The organism is Acinetobacter sp. YH01025 (assembly GCF_013420185.1).
In the GTDB taxonomy this organism is placed as follows: domain Bacteria; phylum Pseudomonadota; class Gammaproteobacteria; order Pseudomonadales; family Moraxellaceae; genus Acinetobacter; species Acinetobacter indicus.
This window is the reverse complement of the sequence record NZ_VOYR01000005.1, coordinates 131,917-150,878: the sequence shown is the minus strand read 5'-3', so window position 1 is coordinate 150,878 and position 18,962 is coordinate 131,917. Positions and strand designations below refer to the sequence as shown.

Here is an 18,962-nt window from a genome sequence, read left to right as displayed (position 1 = left end):
ATGTTCGCACGTCGTATAGTGGCCAAGCATGTGACCAAAACGACCGCACTGGCGATGTTGGGGGCAACCGCGGTGTTGTCCGGCTTACAGGTATTATTTACCTATCTGGGTGAACTCGGTTCCCTAAAAGAAGGCTATGGCGCGCTGGATGCCTTATGGCATGTGCTCTGGGGTGCGCCCGGTTATCTGTATGAAATTCTCCCGATTGCCGCATTAATTGGCGCGGTGCTGGGCCTGGGCACGCTGGCTTCAAACAGTGAGTTGATTGTGATGCGTGCCGCTGGTATCAGCCTGTGGCGGATTGTCGGCTGGGTGGTGCGTTCGGCGCTTATTCTGGTGGTGCTGTCTTTTGCCTTAAGTGAATGGGTGATTCCCTATACCAACGAGCGCGCAGAAAGCGTCAAGAAATATCGCAGCGTGGCTGAACTCGGTGAAGTCAAAGGCTACTGGACCCGCGAAGGGCAGCGCTTTATTTATATTGACTATGCCAACTCGCAGGGCACACTGAAGAATATTCAGGTCATCGACTTCGATGATAACTTCCGCTTACGCGGTACCTTAAATGCCGAACAGGGCCAGTTTGTCGAAGATGGCGCCTGGTCACTGCAAAACAGCCGCCAAATGGATATTCTGCCAGAGGGCAATGCTATTGCTGATCAGCAGGCCACGCAGCCTTTATCGCTGGCCTTGCAACCAAAATATGTACACATGGTCACCATCGACCCGGAAGATTTATCACCCAGTCAGCTGGTCAGTTTCATGAGCTATATGCATGAGTACAGTCAGGTGCCGAAAAGCTATCAGCTGGCTTTCTGGCAAAAAGTTGGTTCTCCATTTGCCCTGATTGCGCTGGTGCTGATTGCCTGTTCCTTTATTTTTGGACCGCTGCGCCAGCAGTCGATGGGTTTCCGTCTGGTGATTGCCTTGTTTGTCGGCCTGGGCTTCTTCTATTTACAGGATTTCCTCGGTTATGCCAGCCTGATTTATGCGCCATCTCCGGCCTGGTTTGTGTTTATCCCGATTATTCTGATGTTTGTGGTGGGTGGTTATCTGCTGCAACGCGCCCGATAAGCCGGCAATTGAACAAAACGATAGTGTGGCACGGTTGAAACCATCAGCCGTGCATGGTGTCCGAACTGAAAATTCGGTAAGATATGCGATTAATTTGTAGACTAAAAGAGTGTGAACTATGACGGATGCAACTGCAGGCAAAATCCCTCACGTACTGGTCATTATGGATGGTATTGGGCATCGTGAAGCTGTTGAGGACAATGCGTTCCTGGCGGCACAACGTCCAAATTTGACCGCTATGCAGGAAAAGCATCCGCATGGGTTGATTTCAGGTTCAGGTGAAGATGTGGGCCTGCCAGATGGTCAGATGGGTAACTCCGAAGTGGGCCATATGAACCTGGGTGCCGGCCGTGTGCTATATCAGGACTTTACCCGCATTACCAAAGATATCCGTACCGGTGCTTTCTTTGAACATGAAGTGCTGGTCGATGCAGTCGAGAAAGCCAAAGCTGCGGGCGGTGCCGTGCACTTAATGGGCCTGCTGTCGGAAGGTGGCGTGCACTCACATGAAGACCATATTGTGGCAATGGCGGAGCTGGCGCTGAAACGTGGTGCAACTGTTTATTTACACGCATTTCTGGATGGCCGTGATACTCCGCCAAAAAGTGCGCAGCCCTCTTTGCAAAAACTGGATGCCCTGTTTGCCCAATATCCAGGCCAAGGCCGGATTGCCAGCATGATCGGCCGTTATTTTGCCATGGACCGCGACAATCGTTGGGATCGTGTAGAACAGGCTTATCGTCTGTTAACAGAAGGTGAAGCAGTCCGTACTGCAGCAACCGCCGTAGCTGGTCTGGACGCAGCTTATGCAGCCGATGAAAGCGATGAATTTGTTAAAGCTACCCGTATTGGTGAGGTTGCGGCAATTCAGGATGGCGACAGCGTGGTGTTCATGAACTTCCGTGCAGACCGTGCCCGTGAACTGACCAAAGCCTTTGTGGAAACCGACTTTGCCGGTTTTGAGCGTAAAGTGGTGCCGCAGCTGGCCAAGTTTGTGATGCTGACCCGTTACCAGGCCACCATTGATGCACCTGTGGCTTATATGCCAGAAGCATTAAAAAACTCGCTCGGTGAATACCTGTCAGACCTGGGTAAAACCCAGCTGCGTATTGCCGAAACCGAAAAATATGCACACGTGACCTTCTTCTTTAGTGGCGGCCGTGAAGATGAATATCCGGGCGAAAAGCGCATTCTGATTCCATCACCAAATGTAGCAACTTATGATCTCAAGCCAGAAATGAGCGCGTATGAAGTGACAGATGAGCTGGTGGCAGCGATCAATTCAGGTGAATATGACTTGTTGGTGGTCAACTATGCCAATGGCGATATGGTGGGTCATACCGGTGTGTTTGATGCAGCGGTGAAAGCGGTAGAAGCAGTGGATACCTGTCTGGGCCGTGTGTATGAAGCTGTAATGGCCAAGCAGGGTCATATGCTGATTACTGCCGACCATGGTAATGTCGAGCAGATGCAGGACTATGACAGTGGTCAGGTCCATACCCAGCATACTACCGAGCTGGTGCCGTTTATTTATGCCGGCCCGACCCAGGCGGTGATTGCAGAGGGTGGTGTTCTGGCCGATGTGGCACCGACTTTACTGAGTCTGATGCAACTGCCAATTCCTGCAGAAATGCAAGGGCGTAATTTAATTACCCTGACTCCATAAACTGCCAACAGATAGGTGAAAGGATGGTTCCACACTGGAAACGCATGCTTGTTGCAACAACATTGATGATGTGTGTGAACCTGCCTGTCTGGGCGGCAGAAGATCAAGATCCGCTGGCACTAGAAGAAACCACTGAGCAGGACTATGTGGAAGTGCCGGTCGAATCGATCCAGCAGTTTGTCAAAATTTATGGGCTGGTCAAAGCCAATTATGTCACGGAAAAAAGTGACGAAGCTTTGTTTGCTCAAGCCATTCAAGGTCTGGTTTCCGGACTGGACCAGTATTCGCGTTATCTGAATGCCGAAGATTACCGTGCCTTGGTGCAATATACCGAAGGTGATCTGGCCTCGGTCGATTTTAATTTACGTTACGATGCCCAGCAGCATCAATGGCAGATCCACAATTTAAGACCCGATGCCGACTCGGCCAAACAAGGCCTGCGTAATGGTATTTCGGTCTTTAAAATCGACAATCAGGAACTGCAAAAGCTCAATCAGGATCAGGTCAATGCCTTGTTGATGGGCGCGGTTGGCTCCAATATCACCTTGCAACTGACCGCAAGCGCGCAGCCGATTCGTCTGGTACGCAACAGAAAAGTCGAAACCGATATTCAGGCGCAGATGCTGAGTAATCAGGTACTACTGATTAAAGTCAAAGTCTTCCAGCAAGATACTGCCAATGAAATCAAGGAACTGATCGAACAGTACAGCACACCACGGCTAAAGGCGGTACTGTTTGACCTGCGCAATAATCCGGGTGGTTTACTGTCCTCGGCGGTTGAATCAGCCGATCTGTTCTTGAATCAGGGCGTAATTGTTTCTACCAAAAGCCGCGCTGAAGGCGACCAGCAATTTCAGGCTTTACCGAGTTTTGAATTCCAGAATCTAAAGGTCGGTGTGCTGATTAACCAGCGTTCGGCCTCGGCTGCAGAAGTGTTTACTGCCGCCTTAAAAGATCATGGCCGTGCCTGGGTGATTGGTGAAAAAAGTTATGGCAAAGGGGTGGTACAGAAGCTGTTTCCGCTGTCAGATGGCACCGCCTTACAAATGACGGTTTCTCACTATTACACCCCGCAAGGCAAAATGATTGAAGGGGTCGGGATTGAACCGAACCAGCGCTATGCACTGCAACAGGATATGAAAGAAGACAATTATCTGGACCATGTTGCAGAGCTACTGTTAAGTCATAAATAGGCGCAGGGTTCGCACCTTATTCATCGGTATCCAGTCCGAATTTCTTTAGTCGATAACGCAGGGAACGAAACGACATCCCCAGTTTTTTCGCAGCCAGGGTCCGGTTCCAATGGGTCAGATTCAGTGCATTCAGCAAAATCTCTTTTTCGATTTTCTCCAGAAACAGCTCCAGTCCTTCTTCCGGCAGTTTACGCGGAGCAGCGGGCAGGGCATCAGCTGTAACCGGTGTTGCCGGGTCAGCTTCTGGCTCGGCCAGCGGTGCCATTTTGCGTAAGGGTGCGGTCTGCAGATGTGGCAGATCAATCACATCATCATCACTCAAGGTCATGGCGCGTTCAATGATATTGCGTAGCTCACGCACATTACCCGGATAATACTGTTCCAGCAAAAACTGCTGGGCACGTTCTGACAGGGTTTTGCTGTGTATATCCCATTCCTGGGCAATTTTCTGAATAAAATGCTGGGCCAGCAATAAAATATCCTGACCGCGCTCACGTAGCGGTGGCAGCACAATATCCATTACATGAATCCGGAAGAACAGATCCTGACGGAACCGGCCTTGCTGGACTAACGCTTCCAGGTCCTGATGGCTGGCACTAATAATCCGGAAATCAACATCAATTTCCGTATCGGAACCGACCGGACGAATCCGTTTTTCCTGCACCGCGCGCAGCAGTTTTACCTGCATATTGAGCGGCAGTTCGGCAATTTCATCCAGAAACAGGCTACCGCCGTGTGCTGACTGAATCAGGCCCTGTTTGTCCTGCGCTGCACCGGTAAAGCTGCCTTTTTTATGGCCGAAGAATTCGCTTTCCATCAAATCGCCCGGAATCGCGCCACAGTTGATGGCAATAAAAGGCCCGTCACTGCGGTTGCTGAGGCGATGCACCAGATTGGCCACTACTTCTTTCCCGGTGCCTGATTCACCGCTAATAAACACCGGTGCCTGCGAGCGGGCAATTTTTTTCAGGGTGGTGCGCAGTTGCTGAATCGGTAGAGATTGCCCGATCAGCATCCGCTGTTCCAGCTGGTCTGCTTCCTGACTATGTGCTTTAAACAGCGGCTGATTCAGTGCTTTTTCCAGTAATTGTTCGAGGTGTTTCTGGTTAATCGGTTTGCTGACAAAATCAAAGGCCCCGGCTTTGAGTGCGGCAATGGCAATTTCCATATTGCCATAGGCCGTCAGCACCGCAACCGGCAGCTGCGGAAAATGCTGGGCAATCAGCTCGACCAGTTGCAGGCCATTGCCATCAGGTAAATTCAGATCGGTGATGCAGGCGTCATAGTGATGACTGGACAGCAGCTGACGTGCTTGCTCCAGCCGGTGTGCCACGTGTGTTTGAATCCCCATGCGCGCCAATGTCATTTGCATGAGCGTGCATAAATCTTCCTCGTCATCGACGAAGAGAACGAGTGGTTGTTCCACTAAACTTCCCCAAAAAACTATTTATTTACGTCAACAGGTGAGCATTCAATCCTGAAACATGCTCCTTGTTTTTGTTCTACATAGCGCAACTTGGCCCGATTGGCCTCGCAGAAACTATGTGATAAGTATAATCCTAAACCAGTTCCACTAATTTCGGTACTAAAAAATGGTTGAAACAGGTAGCGAATATCATGTGAAGCCACGCCGCTGCCATAATCTTTGACATCCATATAGATCGTGTCCTGCTGGCGATAAAGTTGCAGTTCAATCGGATGATCCGGCGCATTGTGGCGCTGGGCATTACGGATCAGGTTAATCAGCACCTGACGCAGCTGGGATTCATCAAACAGAATTTGCAGAGGTTCGGGCTGGCTGACCTGAATCTGGCTGGCCAGATCGGCCAGATCATCCTGGATCAGCTGCGGAATAAAACGCACCAGATCAATCTGCACCGGTGTGGTTTCCTTATTTTTCACCATGCTCAGGGTGTCATCAATGATCTTGTCAATGCGCTGCGACTGCTTGTCGATCATCTGGCTCAGCATCTGCTGCTGATCGGGATCGCTGCCGGCCAGCAAGCGATTGGCCTGGACAATGGCCGCCAGCGGATTACGGATTTCATGGGCAATACTGGCTGAAAGCTGGCCCAGTGCTGCCAGTTTCAGTTGCTGCACACGCTGGTTGATTTGCCGTGCATCCTGCAGCACCAGCAAGGTTAAGGTCTGCTGCGGCACCACCAGCTTTTGTACCTGAATCTGGATCAGGAAATGACTGAGCTGCGATTCAAACTGGAATTTTTCGCCGTTAGAGAGCTGGTCAAACTGCAATAATTGAAACAGGTCGGGCTGTACTTTATACAGTGGATATTTGTCGAAAGCATACAGCGGATTAATACCCAGCAAATGGCAGGCGGCCGGATTACTGACCATAATATGGCAGTTTTCATCCAGCACCAGATAGCCCATATCGGTCTGTTCCAGAATATAGCGGTTAATATTCTTTAGCCGGTTCAGTTCCAGTGATTGGGAAAAGTTCAGGTGCTCCAGAATCTGGAAACGGCGGACGGCAATCTGGCCAAAACGGTAAATAATAAAAAACAGGAACGAGAGCAGGGCACTTTGCCCGATGCGATCCAGAGAGGAAAAATCCAGTAATGTGCCAACAAAATGCTGATAGGTGACACAAATCATTGCCACCAGAGTAATGAACAGCGCCTTGCTTTTTTCCAGCAATAACGTCGCGGCGAAAATCGCAATCACAAACAGCAGGCTTAAATGCAGGCTCGGTCCATCCAGCGCAAAGGTCAGGCTGCTGAGCACCAGTACATCAACACTGAAAATCAGCGTGAGTTGTAGCGGAATCCTGTGCCGGACATAGCGAAAATACAGCAGCTGGGCACAGCTAAAAATAAAATACAGCACCAGACTGGCGGCATACAGCCGTGGATGCTGATAATCATGATTGAGAGTTTGAGTGGTGAGTAAATAAATCAGCAGCAAACAGAAGGCAATTATCAGCCGATACGCCCCGTACCATAGCCCGAGATGGTACTGGTTCAGTTCAGCTTGCGTACGGCGGATATCCATGAGGCTTAAACCGCTTAAGGTTTAATTAATCCGTAGCGAATGGCCAGATGGGTCAGTTTGACATCACTGTCGATATTCAGTTTTTCAAAAATACGGTAGCGATAGGTGTTTACGGTTTTCACGCTGACGAACAGCTTGTCAGCAATTTCCTGCGCGCTAATACAGTTCACCACCATCATTGCCACCTGCATTTCACGTTCCGACAGGCTGTCGAACGGTGATTGCTGGGTGTCTGACAGGTAGGAACTGGCCAGTTGCTCGGCAATATCGGCACTAAAATATTTACCGCCCTGCATGACTTTTTTAATGGCACGCACCATTTCCGAGACAGGTGCACCTTTGGTGATATAGCCTTTGGCACCGGCTTTGAGTAATAAAGAAGGATAGGGTTCTTCGGCCAGACCACTGACCGCCAATACCTTGGTTTCCGGGGCAGTCTGTAATAAACGGCGCGTGGTTTCCACCCCGCCAATGCCCGGCATGTTCACGTCAAGCAGGACCACATTGGGATGATGCTGGCGCACCAGATTAATGGCTTCTTCCCCAGATTCAGCTTGTCCAATGACCTGAACATCGGTGTGGTCTTCGAGCATACGGCAGATGCCGGTACGAACCAATTCATGATCATCTACCACTAAAACTGTGATCACCTAGACTCTCCCTCTCACTAAAATCATCTTTTTTGTTACATATAGCAAAATTAGCTTGCAATCAACCGACAAAATTGGCCATCCTATTCTTAACCTAAAGTGAAAAATTCTGCACAATGTCGGAGGCTAAAATTGGTTCCGTGCTGTGTTGTAAATGTAAGGCATATTTGAGGTAATACGCAAATGTATCTTACCTCCCTGAGTTGAGTAAGCAATAGTGAAAAATTCTAAGAAGTTATTAATGCATGTGCTGGGAGCATCGGTTTTGCTCGGCATGAGTTCAGTCAGTACTGCTGAAATCGTCATGAACCCTTCCTCGGGGAGTAACGCCCAGGCAACGCTAAGCTGGTCATCTGAAGAGGCCAATCAGCTGCTGAATGGCGATGTGATGACCACCGCCACGACTTCTGTGACCGAGCAGGTGGTGGAACCGTCACCACAAGGCTCAACCAAAATTACCACCACGGTACGCAGTTCCAGCACACCGGCGCCCGCCAGCACGGTCAGTAGAACCAGCCCGATTCTGGATACTGCATCCTATAGCAACCAGCCCACTGTGAACGCACGTGCCGCACTGGTGATGGATGCCAATACCGGTGAAGTGCTGTACAGTAAAAATACCAATACCGCGTTGCCGATTGCTTCAATTACCAAAGTGATGACTGCGGTAGTGACGGCGGATGCGCGTTTAAATATGTCTGAGCAAATTACCTTGCAGCAGATTGATTTTGCCGGTGCAGCAGGCAAGAACTCGAGTTCGACCCTGCGTGTGGGCGACAAGATGAACCGTGCTGAAGCCTTATTATTTGCCTTAATGAAATCAGAAAACCCGGCCGCAGCAGCGCTGGCGCGTACCTATCCAGGTGGACGCAGCGCGTTCGTGGCCGCCATGAACAACAAAGCGCGTGAGCTGGGCATGCATTCGACCCGCTTTACCGAATCGACCGGTTTGGACCCACGCAATGTATCATCGGCGCGTGATTTAGGTATTCTGGTCAGTACCGCGTCACAATATGGCCTGATTCGCCAGTTTTCGACCACGCCAAGCTATGACTTTAACCTGGGTTATCGGGTGCTGAAATCGAACAATACCAATTCGCTGGTGCGTAATGGTGGCTGGAATATTAACCTGTCTAAAACCGGCTTTATTAATGAAGCAGGGCGTTGTCTGGTGATGCACACCACTTTAAATTCACGTCCGGCGGTGGTGATTATTTTAGGGGCCAGCAATACCCAGGCGCGTAATAACGATGCCACCCGTTTAATGTCCTGGACCAGCCAGTTACCAAAACGGATTTAAGCTGAACTGTTCTGTGCGAAATCGTGCAGAACTTCAAACCTCAGCCATAAAAAAATCCCTGCATGAGCAGGGATTTTTGTTTCAAACCGGAATTATTGATCCATGTTTGAAAGGATAGAATCACGAACCTGATCCATGGTAGCGTCAATCGACAGCATCACCGCATCCTGGCACTGTTTCATTGCAGTGTCTGGGTCTTTCAGACCGTTACCAGTAACAGTACATACAATTACTGAACCTTCTGCAATTTTACCGGCTTTAATGTCACGCATCGCGCCGCCAATGGATGCTGCAGATGCAGGCTCAACAAACACGCCTTCGTACATGGACAGCATGCGCTGAGCTTCCAGAATTTCTGCATCGGTCAGTTCATCGAACCAGCCTTGTGAATCACGAACTACAGCTTTGGCATGGTTCCAGCTTTGCGGGTTACCAATACGGATTGCAGTGGCTACAGTTTCCGGGTTTTCAACTGGCGCACCACGTAAGAATGGCGCAGCGCCAGAGGCTTGATAACCGACCATAACTGGTAAACCTTCCGGTTTTGGACCAGTAAAGGCATCCGTTGCCGCATCATACACCACTTGTTCAAACTGGTCTGCAGGCTGGTTAGCCACAGCTTCGGTATAACCCATCCAGTGTGCAGTAATATTGCCCGCGTTACCAACTGGCAGGCAGTGGTAGTCTGGGGCACGGCCGAGTTCATCCACGATTTCGTAGGCAATGGTCTTTTGACCTTGCAGACGGTACGGGTTGATCGAGTTTACGATGGTTACAGGAGCCTGATCGGCCACTTCTTTCACCAGACGCATACCATCGTCAAAGTTACCGCGAATCTGCATGGTGATGGCACCGTACATCATGGCCTGTGCCATTTTACCCATGGCAATTTTGCCTTCAGGAATCAAGACAAACGCTTTGATACCAGCACGCGCTGCATAGGCTGCTGCCGCTGCAGAAGTGTTACCGGTAGAGGCGCAGATAATGGCTTTTGAACCTTCTTCAACCGCTTTGGTTACGGCCATGGTCATACCACGGTCTTTAAATGAACCTGTCGGGTTTAAGCCTTCATACTTCACATAAATTTCAACGTTCTTGCCAATAATACGTGGAATGTTCTCAAGCTTGATTAGCGGGGTATTCCCTTCACCGAGAGAGATTGCACGTGTAGTTGCAGACACTGGTAAACGGTCACGATAACGGTCAACTAAACCAGTATAACGATTGGCATTCGACATGATGATGTTCCAATTGTGTGTAGAGCTTGGCAAGGGGAAATATTCCCCTTGACCCGATTAATTATCAAGCGATTCTAAACGAATTCGTACAATTTCGCCATGAATCACAGGCAAAGCTTGAATTTGTTGTAACGCTTCATCCATTTTTGATTCCTGAACTGGGTCAGTTAGAATCACGATAGGGATAAGGTCTTTTAAGCGAGATTGCTGCATGATGGCATCAATACTGATACCGGCACGGCTTAAAATAGTGGTGACATCGGCCAGTACACCGGTCTGGTCTTCGGCATTAATGCGAATATAGTAACCCGTGGTCATCTGTTCACGGCTTAAAATTGGCAGGTCAGTTAAGGCTTCGAAGGCCAGTTGCGGAATTGTACCTGCGCCATCTTCGGTATAGGAGATGTCACGGACAATATCGACCACGTCAGCAACCACTGCTGAAGCGGTTGGGCCTGCACCGGCACCGGCGCCATAATACAGGGTTGGACCGACTGCATTGGCCTGCACCAGCACCGCATTTTTCACGCCATTCACATTGGCAATCAGTTCTTCTTCAGGAATCAGGGTTGGATGCACACGTAGTTCAATGCCGGCATCGGTACGGCGTGCAATTCCTAAATGCTTGATACGGAAACCTAAATCTTCGGCATATTTGACATCTTGCGCGGTAATTTTGCTAATGCCTTCGGTATACACCTTGTCAAATTGCAGCGGAATACCAAATGCACATGAGGCCAGAATGGTCAGCTTGTGCGCTGCATCAATGCCTTCAACGTCGAAGGTTGGATCGGCTTCGGCATAACCCAGCTCTTGCGCTTCTTTCAGCACATCGGCAAAGGCACGGCCTTTTTCACGCATTTCGCTTAAGATGAAGTTACCGGTACCGTTAATGATACCCGCCAGCCATTCAATCTTGTTCGCGGCCAGACCTTCACGAATCACCTTGATGATTGGAATACCACCAGCTACCGCAGCTTCATAAGCGATCTGAACGGCATGATCATCCGCGGCTTTAAACAGTTCGTTGCCGTGTTCAGCCAGCAAGGCCTTGTTTGCGGTGACAATATGTTTGCCGTGTTTCATCGCTTCCATAATGACTTCATATGCAGGATGAATCCCGCCCATGACTTCAACCACGACATCTACATCCGGTTGACGCACGATATCCAGCAGATCCGAGCTTTGTTTGACCGTTTCTGGCAGGTTCAGGTCTGGACGCGGACGACGGGTGCCGACATAGGTAATTTCAATTTCACGACCGGTGCGACGTTTAATCTCAGCAGCATTTTCTTTTAATAGTTTAAGGGCACCACCACCCACAGTACCAAGACCGAGGATTGCCAGACGAACTGGTTTCACGTCACACTCCATATTTAATCAATTTTAAGCGAGCTTAGATCATAGCTAAAAAAAGCTGAAGACTCTAGCGTAGAAATCACTTTCTCTTGATCTATAAAAAACAGTAATTTAACCCATTAAAATTAGTTATTTAAACGCTTCAGCAATTCGCTTGGCGACAGATAACCACCAAGGTAAACCCCATCTGCACTATAGATTGCCGGTGTACCGTTCACCCCAATATTCAGACCCAGCTGATAGTGTTCACGTACTGGCGTTTTGCAGCTGGCGGCAGGCAGTTCAGCACCGGCAATGGCCTGATCAAAAGCCGCATGGCGGTCTTGGCTACACCAGACGCTTTCCATGGCCGGAATAAACTGTTCACCACGTGGCCAGGCAATATAGCGCACTTCAATGCCTTTGCTGTTCAGCTCATCCATATGTTCATGCAGCTTGTGGCAGTATGGACAGCTGACATCGGTAAACACATAAATGACGTGTTTGGTTTCGCCCTTGGCTTTATAGATCAGCAGATCCTGCTCTTTCAGGCTGGCAAAAATCTGTTTATTGGTGCCGGCTTGCAGGCTCTCACCGACGTTATGTAGCTGTTTGTCGCCTAAACGGATCACATCGCCCTGGAAAATGTATTTGCCATCGCTGGTGGCATAGACCGCAGACATGCCTTCCAGGCTGACCCAGTACAGATTGGGAACTTCCGTGGTTTTAACTTCCGTGATTTTGGCCTGAATGCCAGCAGTTTTAAAATGCTGTTCCAGGGTTTTGACCAGACGCTGCTGGGCATTACGTTCAGAAAGGGTAGAGGCTTCCCCGGTTGCCGGTGCACTGGCCGTAAGCGTGGTTTGTTTTTTCTCATCATTATTGCTCGAGCATGCCGTCAGGCCCAGGCCTGCAGCAAGTGTCATGGCCATTACAATTTTCGCGCGGGTAAATGTCATTGCTAACCCTTTTCTTATCGATATAAAAACAAGGAGGCTAGCATAACAAAAAAAAATGACCGATCGAAAACTTCTTGGTCGTATTTCGGCAGTGCGGTTAAGCGCGAGGATGATGGGTCGCGTGCAGCTGCTGCATGCGAATCTGCGCGACATGGGTATAAATTTGTGTGGTCGACAGGTCGCTATGCCCCAGCAGCATTTGCACCACGCGCAGGTCCGCGCCATGATTGAGCAGATGCGTGGCAAAGGCATGGCGTAAGGTATGCGGCGATAATTCGGCCTGAATCCCGGCCTGTAGTGCATAGCGTTTAATCGCATACCAGAAGTTCTGCCGGCTCATGATGCCGCCATGCTGGGTCAGAAATAAATAATCGGTGCTGGTTTTATATAGCTGCGGCCGCGCCTCTTGCAGATAGTGTTCTACCCATTCACAGGCGACCTGGCCTAAAGGCACCAGACGTTCTTTATTGCCTTTGCCGACAATGCGCAAATAACCCTGTTTCAGGTTAATCAGCTCCAGACGTAAATTCAGCAATTCAGACACCCGTAACCCACAGGCATACAGCACTTCAAACATGGCCCGGTCACGCAGGCCCAGCGCTGTATTGACATCCGGTGCCTGAATTAGCGCTTCAACATCGGCTTCGGACAGATCTTTGGGCAAGGCCCGGCCCAGTTTTGGGGTTTTATGTGCGGCGACCGGATTGTCGGCGCGCAGTTTCTGTTCACGCAGAAATTTATAAAAGGCCCTTAAGGCCGATAGGCAGCGGGCAATCGAACGTGGGCTTTTTTGCTGTTTGGTCAATTCAATCAGGACATCGGAAATATCATCATGACTCCAGTCCAGCATCGAACTGGGCACGCAGGCACTGCATAACATTAAGTCGGACAGATAGGCATTGCGGGTATGTGGACTGACGGTTTGTGCTACTAGATGATCGCGAAAGCCCTGCAAATAGCTTAAATGTTCCGGAATGGTGACAGGTGCAGGAATGCGGGGCTTTTTATTGAGCATGTGGATCACTTTAATTTAAGAATTCGATCAAGATCATTGGAATTCTCCAATGTAGAGTAATTTTTCCGGGCTGTCGATGTGATATAAGAACGGAAACGTAATCAATCCTTATTTGTTAATTATTCTCATTTGTTTGTATACTATTTAAAAGAGCTTAGGAATTTCACAGTGCGTTTATCAGAGTTAAAGGTAAAGCAGACGGCTATTATCCGCCAGATTATCCGGCAGGATGAGGGGGGCGAGTCACACAATGACTTGGTGGCCAGCCGTCTGGAAACATTGGGGTTTGTGCCGGGCACGCGCGTTCAGGTCATTACCAAAGGTGTTTTTGGCGGGGATCCGATTCTGATTCAGGTCGGTTTTACCCGTTTTGCCTTACGCAAAAATGAAGCAGAGAAAATTGAAATTGAAGATGGAGTCACTACATGAGTGATGCCTTACGTATTGCCCTTGTAGGGAATCCTAACTGCGGTAAAACCTCATTATTCAACCATTTAACCGGTACACGTCAGAAAGTTGCCAACTATGCCGGCGTAACGGTCGAACGTAAAGTCGGTCATTTTAATTTACCTTCAGGCAAGCCGGTACGGGTGCTGGATTTACCTGGTACCTATAGTTTAAATGCTGCCAGTCCGGATGAAGCCATTACCCGTGATGTGGTACAGGGCAAACTGGCAGAAGAAGGCCAGCAGGATGCTTTCCTGTGCGTGGTTGATGCCACCAATCTGAAGCTGCATCTGAGTCTGGTACTGGAAATGATTGAACTGGGTCGTCCAATGTTGCTGGTGCTGAACATGATGGACGAAGCGCGTCGTCGTGGCATGCAGATCAACACCCAGAAACTGTCTGAGCGCCTCGGTGTGCCGATGGTAGAAACCGTGGCCGTGCGCCGTTCCGGGATTGAAAACCTGATGAATGCGCTGGATCAGGGTAAATATGCGCTGCCACATACCGAATTGACCGGTCTGAAAGGCGATGCCCATCAGAAGGTCGAAACCCTGCTGAATGATGTGGTGCAATACGTTGATCAGGAAGATAAACGTTCCGATTTCCTCGATAAGGTGTTCCTGCATCCGGTGCTGGGTCTGGTCAGTCTGGCAGTCATGATGTTTATCATTTTCCAGGCGGTCTTTGCCTGGGCAGCCCCGTTTATGGACGGGATTGAAACCTTCTTTGGCTGGCTGGGTGAAGTGATTGGTGGCAGTATTGCTCATCCTTTACTGAACAGTCTGGTTGTGGACGGGATTATTGCCGGTGCCGGTGGTGTGGTGGTGTTCCTGCCGCAAATTCTGATTCTGTTCTTCTTTATTCTGGTTCTGGAAGAATCGGGTTATTTACCGCGTGCCGCATTCTTGCTGGATAAACTGATGTTTAAAGCCGGTTTAAGTGGCCGTGCCTTTATTCCGTTACTGTCCAGCTTTGCCTGCGCGATTCCGGGGATTATGGCAACGCGCAGTATCAGCGACCCGCGTGACCGTTTAACCACTATTTTTGTGGCACCGCTGATGACCTGTTCCGCGCGTTTACCGGTGTATGCGCTGTTAATTGCCGCCTTTATTCCGGAACAAACGGTATGGGGCCTGTTTAACCTGCAGGGTCTGGTGCTGTTTGCGCTGTATATGGCTGGTATTTTAAGTGCGCTGGGCGTGTCTTTTGTGCTGAAGTTTTTCCAGAAAGACAAGTCCGATCACATGCTGTTGATGGAACTGCCAAGTTACCGTTTCCCGGACATCAAAAACGTCTGGATTGGTTTGCTGGATCGCGCCCGAATCTTCCTGAAACGGGTCGGTGGCATCATCTTTGCCCTGTCGATTCTGCTCTGGTTCCTGTGTACCTTCCCGCAGCCGCCAGAAGGCGCGACCATGCCGGCGATTGATTATACCTTTGCCGGGATGCTGGGCCATATCATGCAGCCAATTTTTGCCCCACTGGGCTTTAACTGGCAGATCTGTATTGCCTTGATTCCAGCAATGGCAGCCCGTGAAGTGGTGGTGGCTGCACTGGGTACCATTTACGCCCTGTCAGGGGACGAAGATGCCATGGCCGATGGTCTGGCCAGCATCATCAGCAGCGGTGGTGACTTGGGCTGGTCATTGGCGACCGGTTTATCGCTACTGGTCTGGTTTATTTATGCACCGCACTGTCTGGCGACGCTGGCCACGGTACGCCGTGAAACGGCATCGTGGAAAATAGTGGGCTTTATGACCGTGTATCTGTTTGGTCTGGCCTATTTGATGTCATTCCTGACCTATCAGATTGCATCCAACCTGTTGGCTTAAGCCGAAACAAAAAAAGGAGACTGAAATGATTGAAGTATTGATTGTGGCGGTATTGGTGATGTGGAGCACGCTGGTGGTCTTCAAAAAGGTATTCCCGAAGACTTCAAATTCAGTCTTTCTGAAGTTGTCGGATGCCTGTACGGCAAAAGGCTGGCACACGCTGGGCAAATGGTTCAGACCGAAAATGGCTGCCGGTTGTGGCGGTGGCTGTGATTGTCCGGTGTCGGAGCAGGCCAGCAAGAAAACTGAAGTACAAGGGGTCAAGTGGAAGTAAGCCCTTGAGCATCAAAAAAGCCGTCATCTCTATGACGGCTTTTTTACGCACTGACACAAAATTTTTTCCAGAAACTGCAAACAGAAAAAGCATTCAAAACCCCAAAGTGCTAACATTTCCGCAGTTTAAAATCCAAATCATTGATGGAGCTCAAATGTTAATACAACGCGGTGGATTAAAAGTTGTGGCAGGTCTTGGCATTTCAGGTGTTGCAGCAGTCAACTTCTTGCATGATCAGGGCTACCGCGTTGCCGTAACAGACTCTCGAGCGACACCCCCCGGTTATGACCAGATTCCGGCCGAGGTTCAGACCAGTTTTGGCCAGTTTGACCAGGAACTGCTGTTGTCTGCTGAAGAAATTATCATCAGTCCGGGGCTTGATCCAAAACTGCCAGAAATTCAGACGGCAATAGCGCAGGGCATTCCGGTGGTCAGTGAAATCCAGATTTTGCGCCGTGCCACTGACAAGCCAATTGTGGCCATTACCGGTTCCAATGCCAAAAGTACCGTAACCACACTAATTGGCCTGATGGCTGCCGATGCTGGCAAGAAGGTCGCGGTTGGGGGTAATCTGGGCCGTCCGGCGCTGGATTTAACCAAAGATGATCCGGAGCTGTATATTCTGGAACTTTCCAGCTTTCAGTTAGAAACCACCTCAAACCTGAATGCTGAAGTGGCGGTGGTGCTGAACATGAGTGAAGACCATCTGGACCGTCATGGTGACATGCTCGGTTATCACACCGCCAAACACCGTATTTTTCAGGGCGTGAAACAGGTGGTGTATAACCGTGATGATGCACTGACCCGTCCACTGGTGCCAGATACCACCCCTATGCAGAGCTTTGGCCTGAACGCACCAGATATCAACCAGTTTGGTATTTTAAAAGAAACAGATGGCACCATTTGGCTGGCGCGTGGCCGTGAACGTCTGCTGAAAAGCAGCGACATGTATATTCAGGGTACGCATAATATTGCCAATGCCTTGGCCTGTCTGGCGCTGGGTGAAGCGATTGGCCTGCCGATGGACAGCATGCTGAACACCTTAAAAAGCTTTAAAGGTCTGGAGCATCGCTGTGAATTCGTCAAAGAGGTCGCAGGCGTGCGTTATTATAACGACTCCAAAGGCACCAATATTGGTGCCACCCTTGCGGCACTGGAAGGCTTGGGTGCAGCAATTCAGCCGTATGGTGGTCAGGTGGCCATTATTTTAGGCGGGCAGGGCAAAGGCCAGGACTTTAAGGCACTGCGTCAGGCGCTCAGTCAATACGCCAAACTGGCAGTGTTGATTGGTGAAGATGCCGCGCTGATTGAAGCGGCGGTACAGGGCACTACCACGCTGCTCCATGCCGACAGTCTGCAACAGGCGGTCACACTGTGCCAGCAGCATACCCAGCCGCAGGATGTCGTGTTATTGTCACCTGCATGTGCAAGTTTTGATATGTTCTCGGGCTATCCGGAACGTGGTCGTCAGTTCGTGGCTTATGTCAACGAACTTGGTCAAGAATAATAAGGATTTGGGATATGGCTGGCTTTGCTCAGACAACGATCAATAAAATCAATCAGGTCTATGAGCGCTGGTTACCGCGGTTACCGGCCGAAGTGAATGTACGCAATGTGCTCATTTTTAGCGTATTGGCCTTGCTCTGTATCGGCTCGATTATGGTGGCGTCTGCCTCAATGCCCTATGCCGAGCGTATGCATGAAAATGCCTTCCATTATGTACTGCGGCATGGTATTTCAATTGCGGTAGCGCTAATTGCCGCCTATACCGTGTATAAAGTTCCCTTAAACCTCTGGTTCAATAACACCTTCTTTTTATGGATTATTACCATTGCCTTGCTGATTGCGGTACTGGTGGTCGGTACCGAAGTCAATGGTTCCAAACGCTGGATTCGGGTGGCCGGGTTTACCTTGCAGGCTTCAGAAGTGGCCAAGGTGATGATGGCGATTTTTACCGCCGACTACGTGGTACGTCGTGCCGAAGAAGTGCGTAATAATATTAAAGGTCTGGTACGGCTGGCAGTGATTATGGCGGCGACTGTGGGCCTGATTACGGCAGAACCGGATTTGGGTGCGACTGTGGTGATTGCGTTGACCATGCTCGGGGTGTTCTTCCTGGCCGGTGCACCACTGATTCAGTTCGGGATTGCCTTGGGTGCGATGCTGGGTGCGTTTACCTTCCTGGTGGTGTTTGAGCCCTACCGTTTTGAACGTTTAATGTCTTTCTCTAACCCGTGGAATGATCCGCTCGGGGCCGGTTATCAGCTGTCAAATGCCTTAATGGCTTTTGGCCGGGGTGAATGGGCCGGGGTGGGGTTGGGGCATAGTATCCAGAAAATGTCCTATCTGCCGGAAGCACATACTGACTTTATGCTGGCCGTTTTAGGCGAAGAATTTGGCTTTTTTGGTATCCTGGTGGTGCTGAGCCTGTCTTTCACCATGCTGGTCTGCTGTATTCGCATTGGTCATCGTGCCTTGCGACATCAGTATTTACGTGCTGGTTATCTGGCCTATGGCATCAGCATCATCTTCCTGTTACAGATTCTGGTGAATGCCGGCATGAATATGGGCATGTTGCCGACTAAAGGGCTGACCCTGCCATTTATCAGTTATGGTGGTTCATCGCTAATTATGTGTGCGGTGATGGTCAGTCTGATTCTGAAAATTGAAAGTACTACCCAGCAGACCAATCCAAGCCGTGAGGAATCAAGCTTCTAGATTGCTCTGCTGAAATGGATCTGGCTGAGCATGGTGCAACACTGTGCTTGGCATTTCCGTTTTACAGTTAAGACATTTGACAAAGCTGCCTTTGGCTTTGGATAGCGGAATTAAAGGAATAAAAAATAAGGAAAAATAATTGCGCTGCTGCTTCAGTTCATAGCTGGTGCGGCTGCGACAGACCGGACAGACAAACTGGTTTTTCTCTAGCACTTTGGTTTTTGGACCAATCCCGAAAATAAAAAACAT

17 protein-coding genes are annotated in these 18,962 nt (G+C 49.7%); 9 read left to right on the top strand and 8 right to left on the bottom strand.

Annotation, left to right across the window (positions count from 1 at the left end):
- The 3 genes from lptG (at position 1) to FTT89_RS07440 (ending at position 3,930) form a co-directional block, all read left to right on the top strand.
- Positions 1-1,071, top strand: coding sequence for an LPS export ABC transporter permease LptG (lptG, locus tag FTT89_RS07450; protein WP_127801557.1), 1,071 nt, complete (start codon positions 1-3; stop codon positions 1,069-1,071).
- A 118-nt stretch (positions 1,072-1,189) separates the two neighbouring features.
- Positions 1,190-2,737, top strand: a complete 1,548-nt coding sequence (gene gpmI, locus FTT89_RS07445) for a 2,3-bisphosphoglycerate-independent phosphoglycerate mutase (protein WP_005181570.1) — start codon at positions 1,190-1,192, stop codon at positions 2,735-2,737.
- Positions 2,738-2,760: 23 nt separating this feature from the next.
- Positions 2,761-3,930, top strand: coding sequence for a S41 family peptidase (locus tag FTT89_RS07440; protein ID WP_005181572.1), 1,170 nt, complete (start codon positions 2,761-2,763; stop codon positions 3,928-3,930).
- Between the two features lie 16 nt (positions 3,931-3,946).
- On the opposite strand, the gene FTT89_RS07435 is transcribed toward FTT89_RS07440, so the two are convergent.
- The 3 genes from FTT89_RS07435 to FTT89_RS07425 all read right to left on the bottom strand — a co-directional run bounded on the left by FTT89_RS07435 (position 3,947) and on the right by FTT89_RS07425 (position 7,592).
- On the bottom strand, positions 3,947-5,302 hold the full coding sequence (locus FTT89_RS07435) for a sigma-54 dependent transcriptional regulator (protein WP_171526345.1): 1,356 nt from the start codon (positions 5,300-5,302) through the stop codon (positions 3,947-3,949).
- A gap of 71 nt (positions 5,303-5,373) precedes the next feature.
- Complete coding sequence (locus FTT89_RS07430; RefSeq protein WP_180006911.1) at positions 5,374-6,942, bottom strand: PAS domain-containing sensor histidine kinase; 1,569 nt, start codon at positions 6,940-6,942, stop codon at positions 5,374-5,376.
- Between the two features lie 14 nt (positions 6,943-6,956).
- Positions 6,957-7,592 carry a response regulator gene (locus tag FTT89_RS07425; RefSeq protein WP_005181577.1) on the bottom strand — a complete coding sequence of 212 codons (636 nt, stop codon included), beginning with the start codon at positions 7,590-7,592 and terminating at the stop codon, positions 6,957-6,959.
- A gap of 217 nt (positions 7,593-7,809) precedes the next feature.
- Between FTT89_RS07425 and FTT89_RS07420 the strand changes: the two genes are divergently transcribed.
- A complete protein-coding gene (locus FTT89_RS07420; protein WP_127799456.1) occupies positions 7,810-8,892 on the top strand; it encodes a serine hydrolase in 1,083 nt (360 codons plus the stop codon).
- Positions 8,893-8,984: 92 nt separating this feature from the next.
- Here the strand turns inward: FTT89_RS07420 and thrC are convergent, their stop codons facing one another.
- The 4 genes from thrC to xerD form a co-directional block, all read right to left on the bottom strand.
- Positions 8,985-10,130, bottom strand: a complete 1,146-nt coding sequence (thrC, locus tag FTT89_RS07415; protein WP_005181581.1) for a threonine synthase — start codon at positions 10,128-10,130, stop codon at positions 8,985-8,987.
- 57 nt (positions 10,131-10,187) lie between these two features.
- A complete protein-coding gene (locus FTT89_RS07410) occupies positions 10,188-11,492 on the bottom strand; it encodes a homoserine dehydrogenase (RefSeq protein WP_016659702.1) in 1,305 nt (434 codons plus the stop codon).
- A gap of 122 nt (positions 11,493-11,614) precedes the next feature.
- Positions 11,615-12,427, bottom strand: a complete 813-nt coding sequence (locus FTT89_RS07405; protein ID WP_104473377.1) for a DsbC family protein — start codon at positions 12,425-12,427, stop codon at positions 11,615-11,617.
- Between the two features lie 97 nt (positions 12,428-12,524).
- Complete coding sequence (gene xerD / locus FTT89_RS07400; protein WP_005181586.1) at positions 12,525-13,442, bottom strand: site-specific tyrosine recombinase XerD; 918 nt, start codon at positions 13,440-13,442, stop codon at positions 12,525-12,527.
- Between the two features lie 168 nt (positions 13,443-13,610).
- Here xerD and FTT89_RS07395 point away from each other — a divergent pair, with 168 nt between their 5' ends.
- The 5 genes from FTT89_RS07395 to ftsW all read left to right on the top strand — a co-directional run bounded on the left by FTT89_RS07395 (position 13,611) and on the right by ftsW (position 18,713).
- Positions 13,611-13,871, top strand: a complete 261-nt coding sequence (locus FTT89_RS07395) for a FeoA family protein (RefSeq protein ID WP_005181588.1) — start codon at positions 13,611-13,613, stop codon at positions 13,869-13,871.
- Positions 13,868-15,721, top strand: coding sequence for a ferrous iron transporter B (locus FTT89_RS07390; protein ID WP_180172773.1), 1,854 nt, complete (start codon positions 13,868-13,870; stop codon positions 15,719-15,721). The genes FTT89_RS07395 and FTT89_RS07390 overlap by 4 nt, the downstream gene beginning before the upstream one ends.
- A 25-nt stretch (positions 15,722-15,746) precedes the next feature.
- Complete coding sequence (locus FTT89_RS07385) at positions 15,747-15,995, top strand: DUF6587 family protein (RefSeq protein WP_016659699.1); 249 nt, start codon at positions 15,747-15,749, stop codon at positions 15,993-15,995.
- Between the two features lie 154 nt (positions 15,996-16,149).
- On the top strand, positions 16,150-17,502 hold the full coding sequence (gene murD, locus FTT89_RS07380) for a UDP-N-acetylmuramoyl-L-alanine--D-glutamate ligase (protein WP_160241700.1): 1,353 nt from the start codon (positions 16,150-16,152) through the stop codon (positions 17,500-17,502).
- Between the two features lie 14 nt (positions 17,503-17,516).
- Positions 17,517-18,713, top strand: coding sequence for a putative lipid II flippase FtsW (gene ftsW, locus FTT89_RS07375; protein ID WP_160241699.1), 1,197 nt, complete (start codon positions 17,517-17,519; stop codon positions 18,711-18,713).
- Here the strand turns inward: ftsW and FTT89_RS07370 are convergent.
- Positions 18,702-18,962, bottom strand: a complete 261-nt coding sequence (locus FTT89_RS07370) for a zinc-ribbon domain-containing protein (protein WP_075167819.1) — start codon at positions 18,960-18,962, stop codon at positions 18,702-18,704. The two genes, ftsW and FTT89_RS07370, sit on opposite strands and share 12 nt — an antisense overlap.